The sequence below is a fragment of the Pantoea trifolii genome (assembly GCF_024506435.1).
Taxonomy (GTDB): Bacteria; Pseudomonadota; Gammaproteobacteria; order Enterobacterales; family Enterobacteriaceae; genus Pantoea; species Pantoea trifolii.
In genome coordinates this window covers 385,193-399,535 of the sequence record NZ_JANIET010000001.1, presented here as the reverse complement: position 1 = coordinate 399,535, position 14,343 = coordinate 385,193, and the positions used below count along the sequence as shown (strand labels likewise).

Genomic DNA, 14,343 nt, shown 5'->3' with positions numbered 1-14,343 from the left:
TTACCTCTACGCGTCGGCAATCCACACTGAGGCTTCAAACTTAGGAGAGTGAAATGGCGAATCGAGTCGTAGTTGTGGTGGATATGCAAAATGGCGTGCTGGCAACGCCGCGTTTTGATCGCGCCGGACGCTGTGAGCGAATCAATCAGTTAACCGCTGCGGCCGATCAGGTGATCTTCATCCAGCACGTTGGGCCAGGTTTAGAAGTTGATTCAGTTGGTTGGGCGATTGTGCCCGAGCTGCAGCAGCCAGCCAACGCCATCTTCATTAATAAGACCGCTTGCGATAGCTTCTGGCAAACCGATCTCGCCGCTCAACTCGACCAACTCGACATTAAAAGCTTCGTCATTTGCGGCTGCGCGACCGATTACTGTGTCGATACCACCATCAAAGTCGGCGCCAGCCTCGGCTATCACATCACCGTCGCCGCCGATGCGCATACCACCGCCGACCGCACGTATGTTTCCGCGCAGCAGCAGATCAATCAGCACAACGAAGTGTGGGCCGATTTGATTATGCCGGACAATCCGGTGCGGGTGCGTGAGACGGAAGCGTTATTGCGGGAATGGCGACCGCATTAAAGGTTCTGCTATTGAAAACTTCTGACAAGTGTCAATAATAGAGTATGACATTTGTCAGACCTGGAGAATCTTATGAGAGCCTACATTCCTGATGGCAAATCACATGACAATGCACTTTGGCGCTTTGCTGGCTTACCCCCACGCGGATTGGAGCTAACTCGCATGCTTGAGGCGGGCTTGCCGGTCGCGGTGATTGATGACATTCGTCATTGGTCGGCAATGAGTAGAGCCGAAATTATGAAGGTCACTGGCATCAATGAGCGAAATATTGCCCGCCGTAAAAGCGCAGGTAAAAGCTTGTCACCCGATGAGAGCGAACGCATAGCCCGCTTCGTCCGAGTGATGGATGCAGCCGTTCAATTTTTTGGTGGTAATAAAGAAGATGCTACGCAATGGTTAAGCCGGCCGGTCAAAGGATTAGGCAACATTGCACCTATTACCTTGCTCGCCACTGAAAGCGGCGCACTGGATGTGCTCGATTTGATTGGCCGTTTGGAGCATGGTGTCTTCTCGTGATTTTCTATCGGCTAACCAAAACGCTATACGCTTCTGAAGCCTGGACCGGCAACGGTGCGAAACAGTATGGTGGCCGCTGGAATCACAAAGGCCACCCAACCATTTATGTCGCGACCTCGGTTTCACTTGCCGCGCTTGAAGTGCTGGTGCACGTTTCGAACGAGTCGATTTTGGATGAGTACACTTTATTCAGCATCGAGATTCCTGACGATGAAGTCTCCTACATTTCAGAAGACTTTTTGCCTGCTGACTGGCGCCAGGATCCGGCTCCAGTTTCAACTATGGATTTGGGCACAGGTTGGCTGCAATCGAGAGAAGGTGCAGCACTGATCATTCCTTCAAGCATTATTCCGATGGAAAATAATGCGATATTGAACCCGGAGCATCCAGTATTTGAGAGTTATTTGTCGAGCGTAAATAAGTTACCGTTTGCATTCGATAAACGATTGATAAAATAAAAAACATCCTCTTTTGAATAACAAAAAGCCCCGCATTACGGGGCTCTTAACAAATACTACGTAATGTATTTTTAGAACGGAATATCGTCGTCAAAATCCATTGGCGGTTCGTTGTTGGCTGGTGCGCTCTGCTGCTGTGGACGCTGTTGTGCACCGCCGCTGAACTGGTTGCCACCGCCCTGCGGCTGCTGTTGTGGCTGCTGTGGCTGGCCCCAACCGTTGTTATTGCCGCCGCCCTGGCCGCCCGAAGGTGCGCCACCTGCGTTCGCGCCCTGCTGACGTCCGCCCAGCATCTGCATGGTGCCGCCAACGTTAACTACCACTTCAGTGGTGTATTTTTCCTGGCCGGCCTGATCGGTCCATTTGCGGGTGCGCAGCTGGCCTTCGATGTAAACCTGAGAACCTTTACGCAGGTATTCGCCAGCCACTTCCGCCAGCTTGCCGAACAGCACAACGCGGTGCCATTCAGTGATCTCTTTGTTTTCACCGGTTGTCTTGTCGCGCCAGCTCTCTGACGTGGCCAGCGTAATGTTGGCTACCGCGCCACCATTTGGCATGTAGCGCACTTCCGGATCCTGACCCAGATTCCCGACTAGAATCACTTTGTTTACGCCACGACTGGCCATGTTGCTGTCTCCCGATGAGTTGATGCTAAAAGTCTAAGCGAAAAATTGTATCACGTCACATTGGCGTGTGCCCACTTTAGAGCGGGATTCCAAAATTTATCGGCGGACAGAATAGCAAAAACACTGGATATTTATTCAGTTTATTTTTTGTGCCATAATGGACCGTTTCTGCTGGTCGTGCTGGCAAGGCATGGCGAGTGTTGTTCAATCCGGGAAAGGTGAATGGATAAGATCGAAGTCCGCGGTGCTCGCACCCATAATTTGAAGAACATCAACCTGATCATCCCTCGCGATAAGCTCATTGTGGTCACCGGTCTGTCAGGTTCCGGTAAGTCTTCGCTGGCGTTTGATACGCTGTATGCGGAAGGCCAGCGTCGCTATGTCGAGTCGCTTTCGGCCTATGCGCGCCAGTTTCTTTCATTAATGGAGAAACCGGACGTTGACCATATTGAAGGTCTTTCGCCCGCCATCTCCATTGAGCAGAAATCGACTTCGCATAACCCGCGTTCCACCGTCGGCACCATTACTGAAATTCATGACTATCTGCGCCTGCTGTTTGCACGCGTGGGTGAGCCGCGCTGTCCGGATCACGACGTTCCACTGGCGGCGCAAACCGTTAGCCAGATGGTCGATCAGGTGCTGTCGCAGGAAGAAGGTCGTCGTCTGATGCTGCTGGCGCCGGTGGTGAAAGATCGCAAAGGCGAACACACCAAAACGCTGGAAAACCTCGCCGCGCAAGGCTACATCCGTGCGCGTATTGATGGTGAAGTGTGCGATTTGTCGGATCCGCCGAAACTGGAGTTGCAGAAGAAGCACACCATCGAAGTGGTGATTGACCGCTTCCGCGTGCGCGACGATCTGGCAACGCGTCTGGCCGAATCCTTCGAGACCACGCTGGAACTGAGCGGGGGTACGGCGATCGTCGCCGATATGGATGATACCAGCGCCGAAGAGATGCTGTTCTCCGCCAACTTTGCCTGCCCGATTTGTGGCTACAGCATGCGTGAACTCGAACCGCGCCTGTTCTCGTTCAACAATCCAGCCGGCGCCTGCCCGACCTGTGATGGCCTGGGCGTGCAGCAATATTTCGATCCTGACCGTGTGGTGCAAAATCCCGAGCTGTCGCTGGCGGGCGGCGCCATTCGCGGCTGGGATCGCCGTAACTTCTACTACTTCCAGATGCTGCGCTCGCTGGCTGAACATCTGCAATTCGATGTCGAAGCCCCGTTCAACAGCCTGAGTGACAACGCGCGCCATGTGATTCTGTACGGTTCCGGCAAAGAGAATATCGAATTCAAATACATCAACGATCGCGGTGACACCTCGGTGCGCCGCCATCCGTTTGAAGGCGTGCTGCACAACATGGAGCGCCGTTATAAAGAGACGGAATCCAACGCGGTACGCGAAGAGCTGGCGAAATTTATTAGTAACCGCGCCTGCGCCAGCTGCGAAGGCACGCGCCTGCGTCGTGAAGCACGCCATGTTTTTGTCGAAGACACCAACCTGCCAACCATCTCAGAAATGAGCATCGGTCATGCGATGGATTTCTTCGCCAACATGAAGCTGAGCGGCCAGCGTGCGCAGATCGCGGAAAAAATCCTTAAGGAGATTGGCGATCGCCTGAGCTTCCTGGTGAACGTCGGCCTGAATTACCTGTCGATGTCACGCTCGGCGGAAACGCTGTCCGGCGGTGAAGCGCAGCGTATTCGTCTGGCCAGCCAGATTGGTGCCGGTTTGGTCGGCGTGATGTACGTGTTGGATGAACCGTCTATCGGCTTGCATCAGCGCGACAACGAGCGCCTGCTCGGCACGCTGATTCACCTGCGCGATCTCGGTAATACGGTGATTGTGGTGGAGCACGATGAGGATGCGATTCGTGCCGCTGACCACGTGATCGATATCGGTCCGGGCGCCGGCGTGCACGGTGGTCAGGTGGTTGCGGAAGGCGATGTGCACGCGATCATGGCGAATGAAAATTCCCTGACCGGCCAGTTCCTCAGCGGCAAACGTGAGATTGCCATCCCTAAACAGCGCGTCAAAGGCGATCCCGCTAAAGTGCTGAAACTCACCGGTGCGCGCGGTAACAACCTCAAAGATGTCACGCTGACGATTCCGGTCGGCTTATTTACCTGCATCACCGGCGTGTCCGGATCGGGTAAATCGACGCTGATCAACGATACGCTGTTCCCAATTGCGCAGCGCCAGCTCAACGGCGCGACCACCATCGAAGCCGCGCCTTATCGTGAGATCGCCGGTCTCGAGCATTTCGATAAAGTGATCGATATCGATCAGAGCCCGATCGGTCGCACACCGCGTTCGAATCCCGCGACCTATACCGGCATTTTCACGCCGGTGCGTGAACTGTTCGCCGGCGTGCCGGAAGCGCGTTCACGCGGCTACAATCCGGGGCGCTTCAGCTTCAACGTGCGCGGCGGACGCTGCGAAGCCTGTCAGGGCGATGGCGTGATCAAGGTAGAGATGCACTTTCTGCCCGACATCTACGTGCCGTGCGACCAGTGCAAAGGCAAACGCTATAACCGCGAAACGCTGGAGATCAAATACAAAGGCAAGAGCATCCACGAAGTACTGGATATGACCATCGAAGAAGCGCGCGAGTTCTTTGATGCGGTGCCGGCGCTGGCGCGTAAGCTGCAAACGCTGATCGATGTTGGCCTGTCGTACATCCGCCTCGGCCAGTCGGCGACCACGCTCTCGGGCGGTGAAGCGCAGCGCGTTAAGCTGGCGCGAGAGCTGTCCAAACGCGGCACCGGCCAGACGCTCTATATCCTTGATGAGCCGACCACCGGCCTGCACTTTGCGGATATTCAGCAACTGCTGGAAGTGCTGCATCAGCTGCGCGATCAGGGCAACACCATCGTGGTGATTGAGCACAACCTCGACGTGGTGAAAACCGCGGACTGGATTGTCGATCTCGGCCCAGAAGGTGGTAGCGGCGGCGGTGAAATCCTGGTGTCCGGCACGCCAGAAACGGTGGTGGAGTGTGAAAAATCACACACGGCGCGTTTCCTTAAACCAATGTTGAAGAAGTAATTTTCTCCCAGGCCCGCCATTGCGGGCCTGATTTTTATCTGTCGAATTCCGCAACGAAATGCAGGAACAGGCAAGAATCAGACAACTTCAGGCATATACGCATTCCATCCTGCTGACTATCCTTACAGCGTTCCTTTTGGCGTGACTCACGCGCCTTTTATCCCTGACGGGATCCCGCATAAAAATCACGACACATCCTACTGGAGACACCATGAATATTACGCATGCCTATGCCGCACAGGACGCGAAAGCAAAACTCGCCCCGTTCGACTTTAAGCCACGCGAACTGCGCGCTCATGATGTGCAGATTGAAGTGTTGTACTGCGGCGTCTGCCACTCTGACCTGCATACCGCGCGCAACGAATGGCGCAACACCATTTTCCCTGTGGTGCCGGGCCATGAAATCGTGGGTCGCGTCACTGCCGTTGGCGCGCACACTCACAATTACAAAGTGGGTGATTTGGTCGGCGTGGGTTGTATGGTTGATTCCTGCCGCAGCTGTCCAAGCTGTCAGGAAGGGCTGGAGCAGTATTGCGAAAATGGCTTCGTTGGCACTTATAACGGTGAAGACCGTGAAACCAAAGCCATCACCTACGGCGGTTACTCCACCAGCATGGTGGTAGATGAAAGCTTCGTGCTGCGCGTACCCGAAAATCTCGATCTGGCAGGCGTTGCGCCGCTGCTGTGTGCCGGTATCACCACCTACTCGCCGCTGCGTCACTGGAATGTCGGTCCGGGTAAAAAAGTCGGTATTGTCGGTTTGGGCGGCCTCGGTCACATGGGCGTGAAACTGGCTCATGCGATGGGCGCACATGTGGTGCTGTTCACCACGTCACCGTCAAAAATTGAAGATGGTAAACGTCTGGGCGCGGATGAAGTGGTGATTTCGAAAGATGCCGATCAAATGGCCGCGCACACCAACAGCTTTGACTTCATCCTGAATACCGTTGCGGCGCAGCACGATCTCAACCCGTTCATCGCCCTGCTGAAGCGTGATGGCAACATGACGCTGGTCGGCGCGCCGGAACACGATCACCCGGCACCGCAGGTCTTCAACCTGATCTTCAAACGTCGCAGCATCGCCGGTTCACTGATTGGCGGCATCGCGGAAACCCAGGAGATGCTGGATTTCTGCGGCGAACACGGTATCACTTCAGATATCGAACTGATCGCGATGAATCAAATCAACGAAGCCTACGAACGTATGCTGAAAAGCGACGTGAAATACCGCTTCGTGATTGATATCAATACCCTGCGCGAGGAATCTGCGGCTTAATTCGCCTCAGTGGTCATCATGGTTGACGCCCGCTTCACGCGTGGCGTCAGCCTGTTGCCAGGAAGCATCCACCAGATAGTAAATCTGCGAATCCTTTAGCGAACCGTCCAGCCACAACGTGCTCCAGTGCGACTTGTTCAAGTGCTCACTGGGAAACACATCGTTATGCTCCTCACGTAATAATTCCGCCAGTGCAGGCGTGGCTTTCAGCGACAAGGCCGGACGCCCTTTTACCTCATAAAGCATGGCAAACAGCACGCCTTCACTTTTAATCTGCGTTGCCTGCCAGCACTCTTTAAAGCTTTGCTCCGCGCCCGGCTTGCTCATGCAGTACGTCAGTAAATCCGATGTGTTCATGTTTTATTCCCCTTGTAAGGTCGCCACGATACGCCGCGCACCGCCCTGCACCCGATGTTCACCCAACCAGATTCCCTGCCATGTGCCTAACATCAGGCGACCACGGTTGACCGGAATCAGCAGTGAAACGCCGAGTAGCGACGATTTGATGTGTGCGGGCATGTCGTCGGCCCCTTCGTAGTCGTGCTGATAAGGCGCGCTTTCCGGAACATGGCGTAAGAAATGCTGCTCCATATCGCTGCGCACTGTGGGATCGCAATTCTCATTCAGCGTTAGCGACGCCGATGTGTGTTGCAGCAGGAGATGCAATTGGCCGACGCGCACATCGGATAAGCCGTGAAGCTGGCCGACAATCTCGTCGGTAATCAGATGAAAGCCGCGCGCTTTGGCGCCAAGCGTAAGCGTTTGTTGATGCCACATGCCAGAATCCTAAAAGTAATCACACCGTTTAAGTGTGCAGCATGTCGGCGAAAGGTAAACCCTGAAGAGAGGAAAAAGCGGCAGAGCGTGAACTCTGCCGCCTGAAGGTTAGTCGCTCAGCTTAGCGGCCATGGTTTTGATACTGGATGATGTCAGCGTGGTGGCTCTGTGTTGACTGGGTGTTGACTCACATTACCGCAGCAAATGCCTCAGCAACCTGGTTGACGTTACGGCTGTTCAGGCCGGCAACGCACATACGGCCGCTGGCAATCAGGTAGACGCCGAACTCATCACGCAGGCGATCAACCTGCTGCGCGCTCAGGCCGGTGTAGCTGAACATACCGCGCTGCTTCAGCAGGTAATCGAAGTTTTGACCTGGCAGCTTGGTGCTCAACACATTCACCAGCGCCTGGCGCATTTCGATAATGCGCAGACGCATCGCTTCCACTTCTGCCAGCCAGTTATTCAGCAGCGCTTCGTCGTTCAACACGCATGAAACCACCTGCGCACCAAAGTTTGGCGGGCTGGAGTAGTTGCGACGTACGGTCGCTTTCAGCTGGCCCAGCACACGAGCGGATTCTTCCGCGCTGTCGCAGACAATGGACAAGCCGCCAACGCGCTCGCCGTACAGCGAGAAGATCTTGGAGAACGAGTTGCTCACCAGCGCTGGCAAGCCGGCAGCCGCAATGGCGCGAATGGCATAAGCATCCGCTTCCATGCCCGCACCAAAGCCCTGATAAGCGATATCGAGGAACGGAATCAGCTCCTGCGCTTTCAGCACGTCGGTGGTTTCATCCCACTGCGCATTAGTCAGATCGGCGCCGGTTGGGTTGTGGCAGCACGGATGCAGCAGCACGATGGATTGTTTCGGCAAGGTTTTCAGCTTGGCGATGAACGCATCAAACTTCACGCCGTTGGTTTCTGCGTCGTACCACGGATAAGTCTCTACTTCGAAGCCCGCACCGTTAAAGATCGCGATATGGTTTTCCCACGTTGGATCGCTCACCCACACGTTTGACGCTGGGAAGTAACGCTTAAGGAAATCAGCACCGACTTTCAGCGCACCTGAGCCACCTAAGGTCTGGATGGAGGCAATACGGCCCGCGTGCAGCATCGGATGTTCTTTACCGAACAGCAGCGGTGCAATGGCGTTGCGGTAAGCGTTCAGACCTTCCATCGGCAGATACAGCGATGCCTGATGCGGCTGCGCCTGCAGGCGCTCTTCTGCTGCGGCAACTGCCTGCAGCTGAGGAATGATGCCCGCTTCGTTGTAATAGAGACCGATGCTCAGGTTTACTTTGTTATCGCGCGGATCTTGTTTGAAGGTTTCCATCAACGACAGAATCGGATCGCCGGCATAGGCATCAACGTTTTGAAACACGGTGCAGATCTCCATGATTGGTCAGAAATAAGAGGTAAAGATGCGTCATCAAACCATGTAACGGCCGGGACGATGATTCATTGCGATGATGAGATTGAGGATCACCGCGCCCGCGATGGAAGCAAACAGCATCGGTAACGACACCACAAACAGTGACGCTAATACCACGCAGGTATCAACCGCCATTTGCAGTTTTCCGGCACGCAGACCGATGCGGTCCTGCAGCCAGAGCGCCAAAATATTGATGCCACCGAGGCTGGCTTTATGACGGAACAACACTATAAACCCAATGCCCATCACCACGTTACCGAACAGTGTCGCATAAAACGGATTTAGCGCAGAAAAATGCACAAACAGCGGATGCAAATGGGTAAACAGCGACACCAGGCCAACCGCGCAGAAGGTTTTCAGGGTAAATTCCCAGCCCATGCGTCGCACGGCTAGCCAGTAAAATGGCAGGTTGATCAGGAAGAAGGCGCTACCAAAGGAGAGCGGCGATAAATAGCTGATTAAGAAGGCAATACCCGCTGAACTGCCGGTCAGTGCGCCAGCCTGTTTCAGCATAATGACGCCGAAAGAGACCATCAGCGTGCCGAGCACTATTGCCAGCGCATCTTCAATCAGCGAATGGGGAACTTTGGTGGGTTGAACAACGTTATCCATGGATTAATCTCATTGCAAATGATGCGGTTCAAATGCAAAAAACGCACCACATCGGCGACGTATGCGCGCCGCCGATGGGTGCCAGCGATTATCCAATTGATAACTAAGGCGCTTTATTGCAGGTTTTTGTGCATCAATTGAGACTCAAACCATCAACCCATGCACAAATCTGTTTTCTGGTGCGCGTTTTTTGCATTATTAAGGCAATAATTGCACCAGATTAGCACATCACGCACTTTTTTGGCGCGTTTTGTGCTGCGGGATTATCATCAAACCGTTCTCTTTTAAACGGCTCAATACCACGGACGTTTTCACGTGCGCCACGCTTTGATGACCAGCCACTAACTGGCTGATTAGTGCGCTCAATGACGCCAGATCGGCCACCGCTACTTTCAGCAGATAGTCGGCATCGCCAGTGGTTTTAAAGGCATCGACGATGGCGGCTTCTTCTTCCACCATGCGATGGAAACTCTCTTCATAATCGGGCGTGTGGTTTTTCAATCGCACTTCAATCAATCCCACCATGCCAAGGCCAACCGCGTCGGGCGAGAGGCGCGCGTGATAGCCGAGAATGAGGTTGGCCTGCTCAAGATTGATGCGGCGGCGTGAACATTGCGATGCCGAAAGTCCGACTAAATCACTGAGTTCCTGGTTGGTGAGGCGTCCGTTAGATTGTAGTAATGTCAATATCTTAAGGTCGTGATCGTCTACCTGAGTCATTCTGTTTCCACAGCGAAATAAGGGGCGCTTTGCTACAGATAACCTGATTAAAGCCGGGGTTGTCCAACACTATTTTCTGATGACGTGAAATGCATGCACAAAACGTGCATGCATCCGGGTTGAAAGGGTTATTCGTCGTCGTATTGCGGGCCAGCGTAGTTATCAAAGCGCGACCATTGGCCATTAAAGGTCAAACGTACCGTACCGATCGGGCCGTTACGCTGCTTACCGAGGATGATCTCGGCGATGCCTTTAAGATCGCTGTTTTCGTGATACACCTCGTCACGATAGATGAACATGATCAAGTCGGCATCCTGCTCGATCGAGCCTGATTCACGCAGATCCGAGTTCACCGGACGCTTATCCGCACGTTGTTCCAGTGAGCGGTTCAGCTGCGACAGCGCCACCACCGGCACATTCAGCTCTTTCGCCAGCGCTTTGAGCGAGCGCGAGATCTCGGCGATCTCCAGCGTACGGTTATCCGACAGTGCAGGCACGCGCATCAGCTGCAGGTAGTCGATCATGATCAGGCTCAACCCGCCGTTTTCGCGGAAAATGCGGCGCGCGCGTGAACGCACTTCAGTTGGCGTCAGGCCAGAAGAGTCATCGATAAACATGTTCTTCTTCTCGAGCAAAATCCCCATGGTGGCGGAAATACGCGCCCAATCTTCATCTTCCAGTTGGCCGGTACGAATACGCGTCTGATCCACACGCGACAGTGATGCCAGCATACGCATCATCAGCTGTTCGCTGGGCATCTCCAGACTGAAAATCAGCACCGGCTTGTCCTGCAACATCGCGGCGTTTTCGCACAAATTCATGGCGAAGGTGGTTTTACCCATCGAAGGACGCGCCGCGACGATAATCAGATCAGAGCCCTGCAAACCGGCGGTTTTTTTGTTCAAATCCTGATAGCCGGTATCGACGCCGGTCACGCCATCGTGCGGCGTTGAGACCAACGACTCAATACGCGAAACCGTGGCTTCGAGGATCTGCTCGATGTTCTGCGGGCCCTGATCTTTATTGGCGCGCTGTTCAGCTATTTTGAAAACGTTGGATTCAGCGAAGTCGAGCAGATCTTCACTGCTGCGTCCTTGCGGATCGTAACCGGCATCAGCGATTTGGTTCGCCACCGAGATCATCTCACGCACCACCGCACGTTCACGCACGATATCCGCATAAGCGCCGATGTTCGCCGCACTTGGCGTATTTTTAGCCAGCTCGGCCAGATAGGCGAAACCGCCGGCCATTTCTAACTCGCCCAGCGTTTCCAGCGATTCAGAGAGTGTAATCAAATCGATCGGCTGGCCCGCTTCCAGCAAACGCTGCATTTCCGTGAAAATCATGCGGTGCGAGCGGTTGAAAAAATCACTGGCGACAACACGCTCCGAAACGTTGTCCCAGCGCTGATTATCCAGCATCAACCCACCGAGCACCGACTGCTCCGCTTCTATGGAATGCGGCGGCATTTTCACGCCTTCCAGCTGCCGATCGCGGGGTTCGTTCGATTTGTTGGTGGGTTTATTTCCTGCCATAGTGAATGCATTACCGATCGTGAAAGGGACGCGCAAGTATAACGTCCCAGGATGAACAATCACAGGAGTCAGAATGGCAAAGCGTATTCAGTTCAACCAACACGGCGGCCCAGATGTGCTGCAATGGGTCGATTTCGAACTGGCCGATCCCGCCGAGCACGAAGTGCAGGTGGAAAACAAGGCGATTGGCATTAACTACATTGATACCTATGTGCGCAGCGGCTTGTATCCGCAAAGCAGCTTCCCTTCCGGCTTGGGCACCGAAGCAGCCGGTGTGGTGAAGCGAGTCGGATCGGCGGTGACGCGTTTTAAAGCGGGCGATCGCGTGGTCTATTGCCAGGCCGCGCTCGGCGCTTATAGCGAAGTGCACAATGTGGCGGAAGATCGCCTGGTGATCTTGCCGGACAGCATCTCCTTTGAGCAAGGCGCGGCTTCTTTCCTTAAAGGGTTAACCGTGCAGTATCTGCTGCGCCAAACCTATAAAGTGAAAGCCGATGAAATCTTCCTGTTCCATGCCGCAGCCGGTGGCGTGGGTTTGATCGCCTGCCAATGGGCCAAAGCGCTCGGCGCACATCTGATTGGCACGGTAGGTTCTGCAGAGAAAGCGAAGATTGCCAAAGATGCCGGCGCCTGGGCGACGATCAACTATCGCGAAGAGGATATTGCGAAGCGCGTCAACGAATTGACCAACGGTGAGAAAGTGGCCGTAGTGTATGACTCGGTGGGGAAAGACACCTGGGAACCTTCGCTGGATAGCCTGCGTCGCCACGGATTAATGGTCAGCTTTGGTAATGCATCGGGTCCGGTAACCGGCGTTGATCTTGGCATTCTCAATAAGAAAGGCTCACTGTTCGTTACCCGCCCTTCGCTGTTCGGCTACATCACCAATCGTGAAGAACTGGATGCCGCCAGCAATGAATTGTTCTCATTGATCGCCAGCCGGGCAATTCAGCTTAACGTGCCAGAGCAGCAGAAATTTGCCTTGCGTGACGCAGTGCGCGCGCATCAGGTGCTGGAGAGTCGCGCGACTCAGGGTTCCAGCCTGCTGATTCCCTGATCGCTAAATGCAAACGGGGCTTCCCGTAGGAAGCCCCTTTTTCTTTCTTTTTTATAGTTCGCGCTGGTGTAGGGACAGCGGCGATGAATTCGTTTGAAACAACGCCAATCATCCTGACAGAAAACATAAGTAAAAAATATGTTTAAATGCGGAATTATGCTAAGCAATTTCCGAGTCTGTGATCGTCACCGCAATTAGCGCCAGTCCCTTCTATCTAAGTCGCTGATTTTTCTTTTCAGCCTGCGCAATTTAACCTCACCTGAAGGTGTGGTAAATGCGCGATAAAGCCATACAACAGCCACTGCCAGCACCAGCCACGGCAACACTTTTATAACAATTGCCAGCAATCCGCCAAAGAACATTAAAGCGGTCGCCACCACCAATGCCGCGATGACGCCCAGCAGCGAAACGCCGGTGAACAGCAGCATCAGAAAAAAGCCGATAACAAATAGAATTTCCACGAAGGCTCTCCTGTGTAAATAACATCAGGAACATTACAAGATGCGTGCCAACTTATAATAATAGCTAACTACTTGAATTTGAAGAAAAATGGATGAGTGCAAGGTTGGAAGGGTGATGAAAAAAACTAATTTGTGGCGCAAAAAAAAACCATCCTATTGGCTTTCAGGTGCGCATGAATGCACACCCTACAAAAGCCGGAACGCTCCGGCTTGCCTGACGATAATTACATCACTTCCTGCGGGATCTTATCTGCAACCAGCGCTAACGCCGCTTCCAGCACGCGCACATCGGCACCGGGTTTATGGGCGTTTTCACTTAAGTAACGACGCCATTGGCGCGCACCGGGAATGCCCTGGAATAGGCCAAGCATATGGCGCGTAACATGGCCGAGATACATGCCCTTGGATAATTCAGCTTCAATGTACGGATACATTGAGCGCACCACCGCCACCGGATCGACGCGCGGTGTATCGCGGCCAAACAGTTCGCGATCAACCTGCGCCAGAATACCCGGATTCTGATAGGCTTCGCGCCCCATCATCACGCCATCCATATGCTGCAGATGCAGCTTAGCTTCTTCCAGGGTTTTGATGCCGCCATTAATCGCCATGGTCAGCGCCGGGAAGTCGCGCTTCAATTGGTAAACGCGTGGATAATCGAGCGGCGGGATCTCGCGATTCTCTTTTGGACTCAAACCGGAAAGCCAGGCTTTACGTGCGTGGATAATAAAGGTATCGCAGCCGCCCTGTTGCGCCACGGTGCCAATAAAATCACACAGGAATTCGTAGCTGTCCTGCTCATCAATGCCAATACGGGTTTTCACCGTCACTGGAATGCTTACCACATCGCGCATCGCTTTAATGCAGTCGGCAACCAGCGCCGCATCGCCCATCAGGCAGGCTCCAAAACGACCATTCTGTACGCGATCGGACGGACAACCCACGTTGAGGTTGATCTCATCGTAGCCACGCTCTTCTGCCAGCTTAGCGCACTGCGCCAGTGCGGCGGGATCGCTGCCCCCCAACTGCAGCGCCAGCGGATGCTCTTCCTCGCTGTAGGCCAGATAGTCGCCTTTACCGTGAATGATCGCACCGGTCGTCACCATTTCGGTGTACAGCAGCGTGTCGCCGCTCAGCTGACGGTGGAAATAACGACAGTGGCGATCGGTCCAGTCGAGCATGGGGGCGATGGAAAAACGTTGCGAGGAGAAAGTATCGGTCATGAAACGCAGTGAATCCGC

The 14,343-nt window shown here is 54.0% G+C and carries 15 protein-coding genes; 6 read left to right on the top strand and 9 right to left on the bottom strand.

Translation table 11 applies throughout. The annotated features are described in order from the left end of the window. Positions 1-53 precede the first annotated feature (53 nt). From NQH49_RS01775 to NQH49_RS01765, 3 genes are all read left to right on the top strand, one after another. Positions 54-581: an isochorismatase family protein gene (locus NQH49_RS01775; RefSeq protein ID WP_256698159.1), complete on the top strand. Its 528-nt coding sequence runs from the start codon at positions 54-56 to the stop codon at positions 579-581. 72 nt (positions 582-653) lie between these two features. Beyond that, complete coding sequence (parS, locus tag NQH49_RS01770) at positions 654-1,097, top strand: Xre family toxin-antitoxin system antitoxin (protein ID WP_256698157.1); 444 nt, start codon at positions 654-656, stop codon at positions 1,095-1,097. Further along, positions 1,094-1,555: an RES family NAD+ phosphorylase gene (locus NQH49_RS01765; RefSeq protein ID WP_256698156.1), complete on the top strand. Its 462-nt coding sequence runs from the start codon at positions 1,094-1,096 to the stop codon at positions 1,553-1,555. Before parS ends, NQH49_RS01765 begins: the two co-directional genes overlap by 4 nt. Positions 1,556-1,626: 71 nt before the next feature. Here NQH49_RS01765 and ssb1 read toward each other — a convergent pair whose 3' ends face one another. Then, entirely contained in the window at positions 1,627-2,181 is a 555-nt protein-coding gene (gene ssb1, locus NQH49_RS01760) for a single-stranded DNA-binding protein SSB1 (RefSeq protein WP_008109965.1), read from the bottom strand. A gap of 222 nt (positions 2,182-2,403) precedes the next feature. Between ssb1 and uvrA the strand changes: the two genes are divergently transcribed. Both uvrA and NQH49_RS01750 read left to right on the top strand, forming a co-directional pair. Further along, complete coding sequence (uvrA, locus tag NQH49_RS01755) at positions 2,404-5,232, top strand: excinuclease ABC subunit UvrA (protein WP_256698155.1); 2,829 nt, start codon at positions 2,404-2,406, stop codon at positions 5,230-5,232. Between the two features lie 211 nt (positions 5,233-5,443). Beyond that, a complete protein-coding gene (locus tag NQH49_RS01750; RefSeq protein WP_061718370.1) occupies positions 5,444-6,508 on the top strand; it encodes an NAD(P)-dependent alcohol dehydrogenase in 1,065 nt (354 codons plus the stop codon). Positions 6,509-6,514: 6 nt separating this feature from the next. Here NQH49_RS01750 and NQH49_RS01745 read toward each other — a convergent pair whose 3' ends face one another. From NQH49_RS01745 to dnaB, 6 genes are all read right to left on the bottom strand, one after another. After that, entirely contained in the window at positions 6,515-6,865 is a 351-nt protein-coding gene (locus NQH49_RS01745; protein WP_008109961.1) for an MmcQ/YjbR family DNA-binding protein, read from the bottom strand. 3 nt (positions 6,866-6,868) lie between these two features. After that, complete coding sequence (locus NQH49_RS01740; RefSeq protein WP_061718371.1) at positions 6,869-7,285, bottom strand: secondary thiamine-phosphate synthase enzyme YjbQ; 417 nt, start codon at positions 7,283-7,285, stop codon at positions 6,869-6,871. A gap of 187 nt (positions 7,286-7,472) precedes the next feature. Continuing rightward, positions 7,473-8,666 carry an amino acid aminotransferase gene (locus NQH49_RS01735; RefSeq protein ID WP_256698154.1) on the bottom strand — a complete coding sequence of 398 codons (1,194 nt, stop codon included), beginning with the start codon at positions 8,664-8,666 and terminating at the stop codon, positions 7,473-7,475. 48 nt (positions 8,667-8,714) lie between these two features. Next, positions 8,715-9,329, bottom strand: a complete 615-nt coding sequence (locus tag NQH49_RS01730) for a YitT family protein (protein WP_008109953.1) — start codon at positions 9,327-9,329, stop codon at positions 8,715-8,717. A gap of 228 nt (positions 9,330-9,557) precedes the next feature. Next, complete coding sequence (locus NQH49_RS01725; RefSeq protein ID WP_097095220.1) at positions 9,558-10,049, bottom strand: Lrp/AsnC family transcriptional regulator; 492 nt, start codon at positions 10,047-10,049, stop codon at positions 9,558-9,560. A 128-nt stretch (positions 10,050-10,177) separates the two neighbouring features. Then, positions 10,178-11,584 carry a replicative DNA helicase gene (dnaB, locus tag NQH49_RS01720; RefSeq protein WP_176970070.1) on the bottom strand — a complete coding sequence of 469 codons (1,407 nt, stop codon included), beginning with the start codon at positions 11,582-11,584 and terminating at the stop codon, positions 10,178-10,180. 73 nt (positions 11,585-11,657) lie between these two features. Between dnaB and NQH49_RS01715 the strand changes: the two genes are divergently transcribed. Further along, positions 11,658-12,641 (top strand): quinone oxidoreductase, encoded by a 984-nt coding sequence (locus tag NQH49_RS01715; RefSeq protein WP_256698152.1) that lies wholly within the window; start codon positions 11,658-11,660, stop codon positions 12,639-12,641. Between the two features lie 194 nt (positions 12,642-12,835). On the opposite strand, the gene pspG is transcribed toward NQH49_RS01715, so the two are convergent. Next, positions 12,836-13,102, bottom strand: a complete 267-nt coding sequence (gene pspG, locus NQH49_RS01710; protein WP_256698151.1) for an envelope stress response protein PspG — start codon at positions 13,100-13,102, stop codon at positions 12,836-12,838. A 224-nt stretch (positions 13,103-13,326) separates the two neighbouring features. Further along, positions 13,327-14,325, bottom strand: a complete 999-nt coding sequence (gene dusA, locus NQH49_RS01705; RefSeq protein ID WP_008109947.1) for a tRNA dihydrouridine(20/20a) synthase DusA — start codon at positions 14,323-14,325, stop codon at positions 13,327-13,329. Between the last annotated feature and the right edge of the window lie 18 nt (positions 14,326-14,343).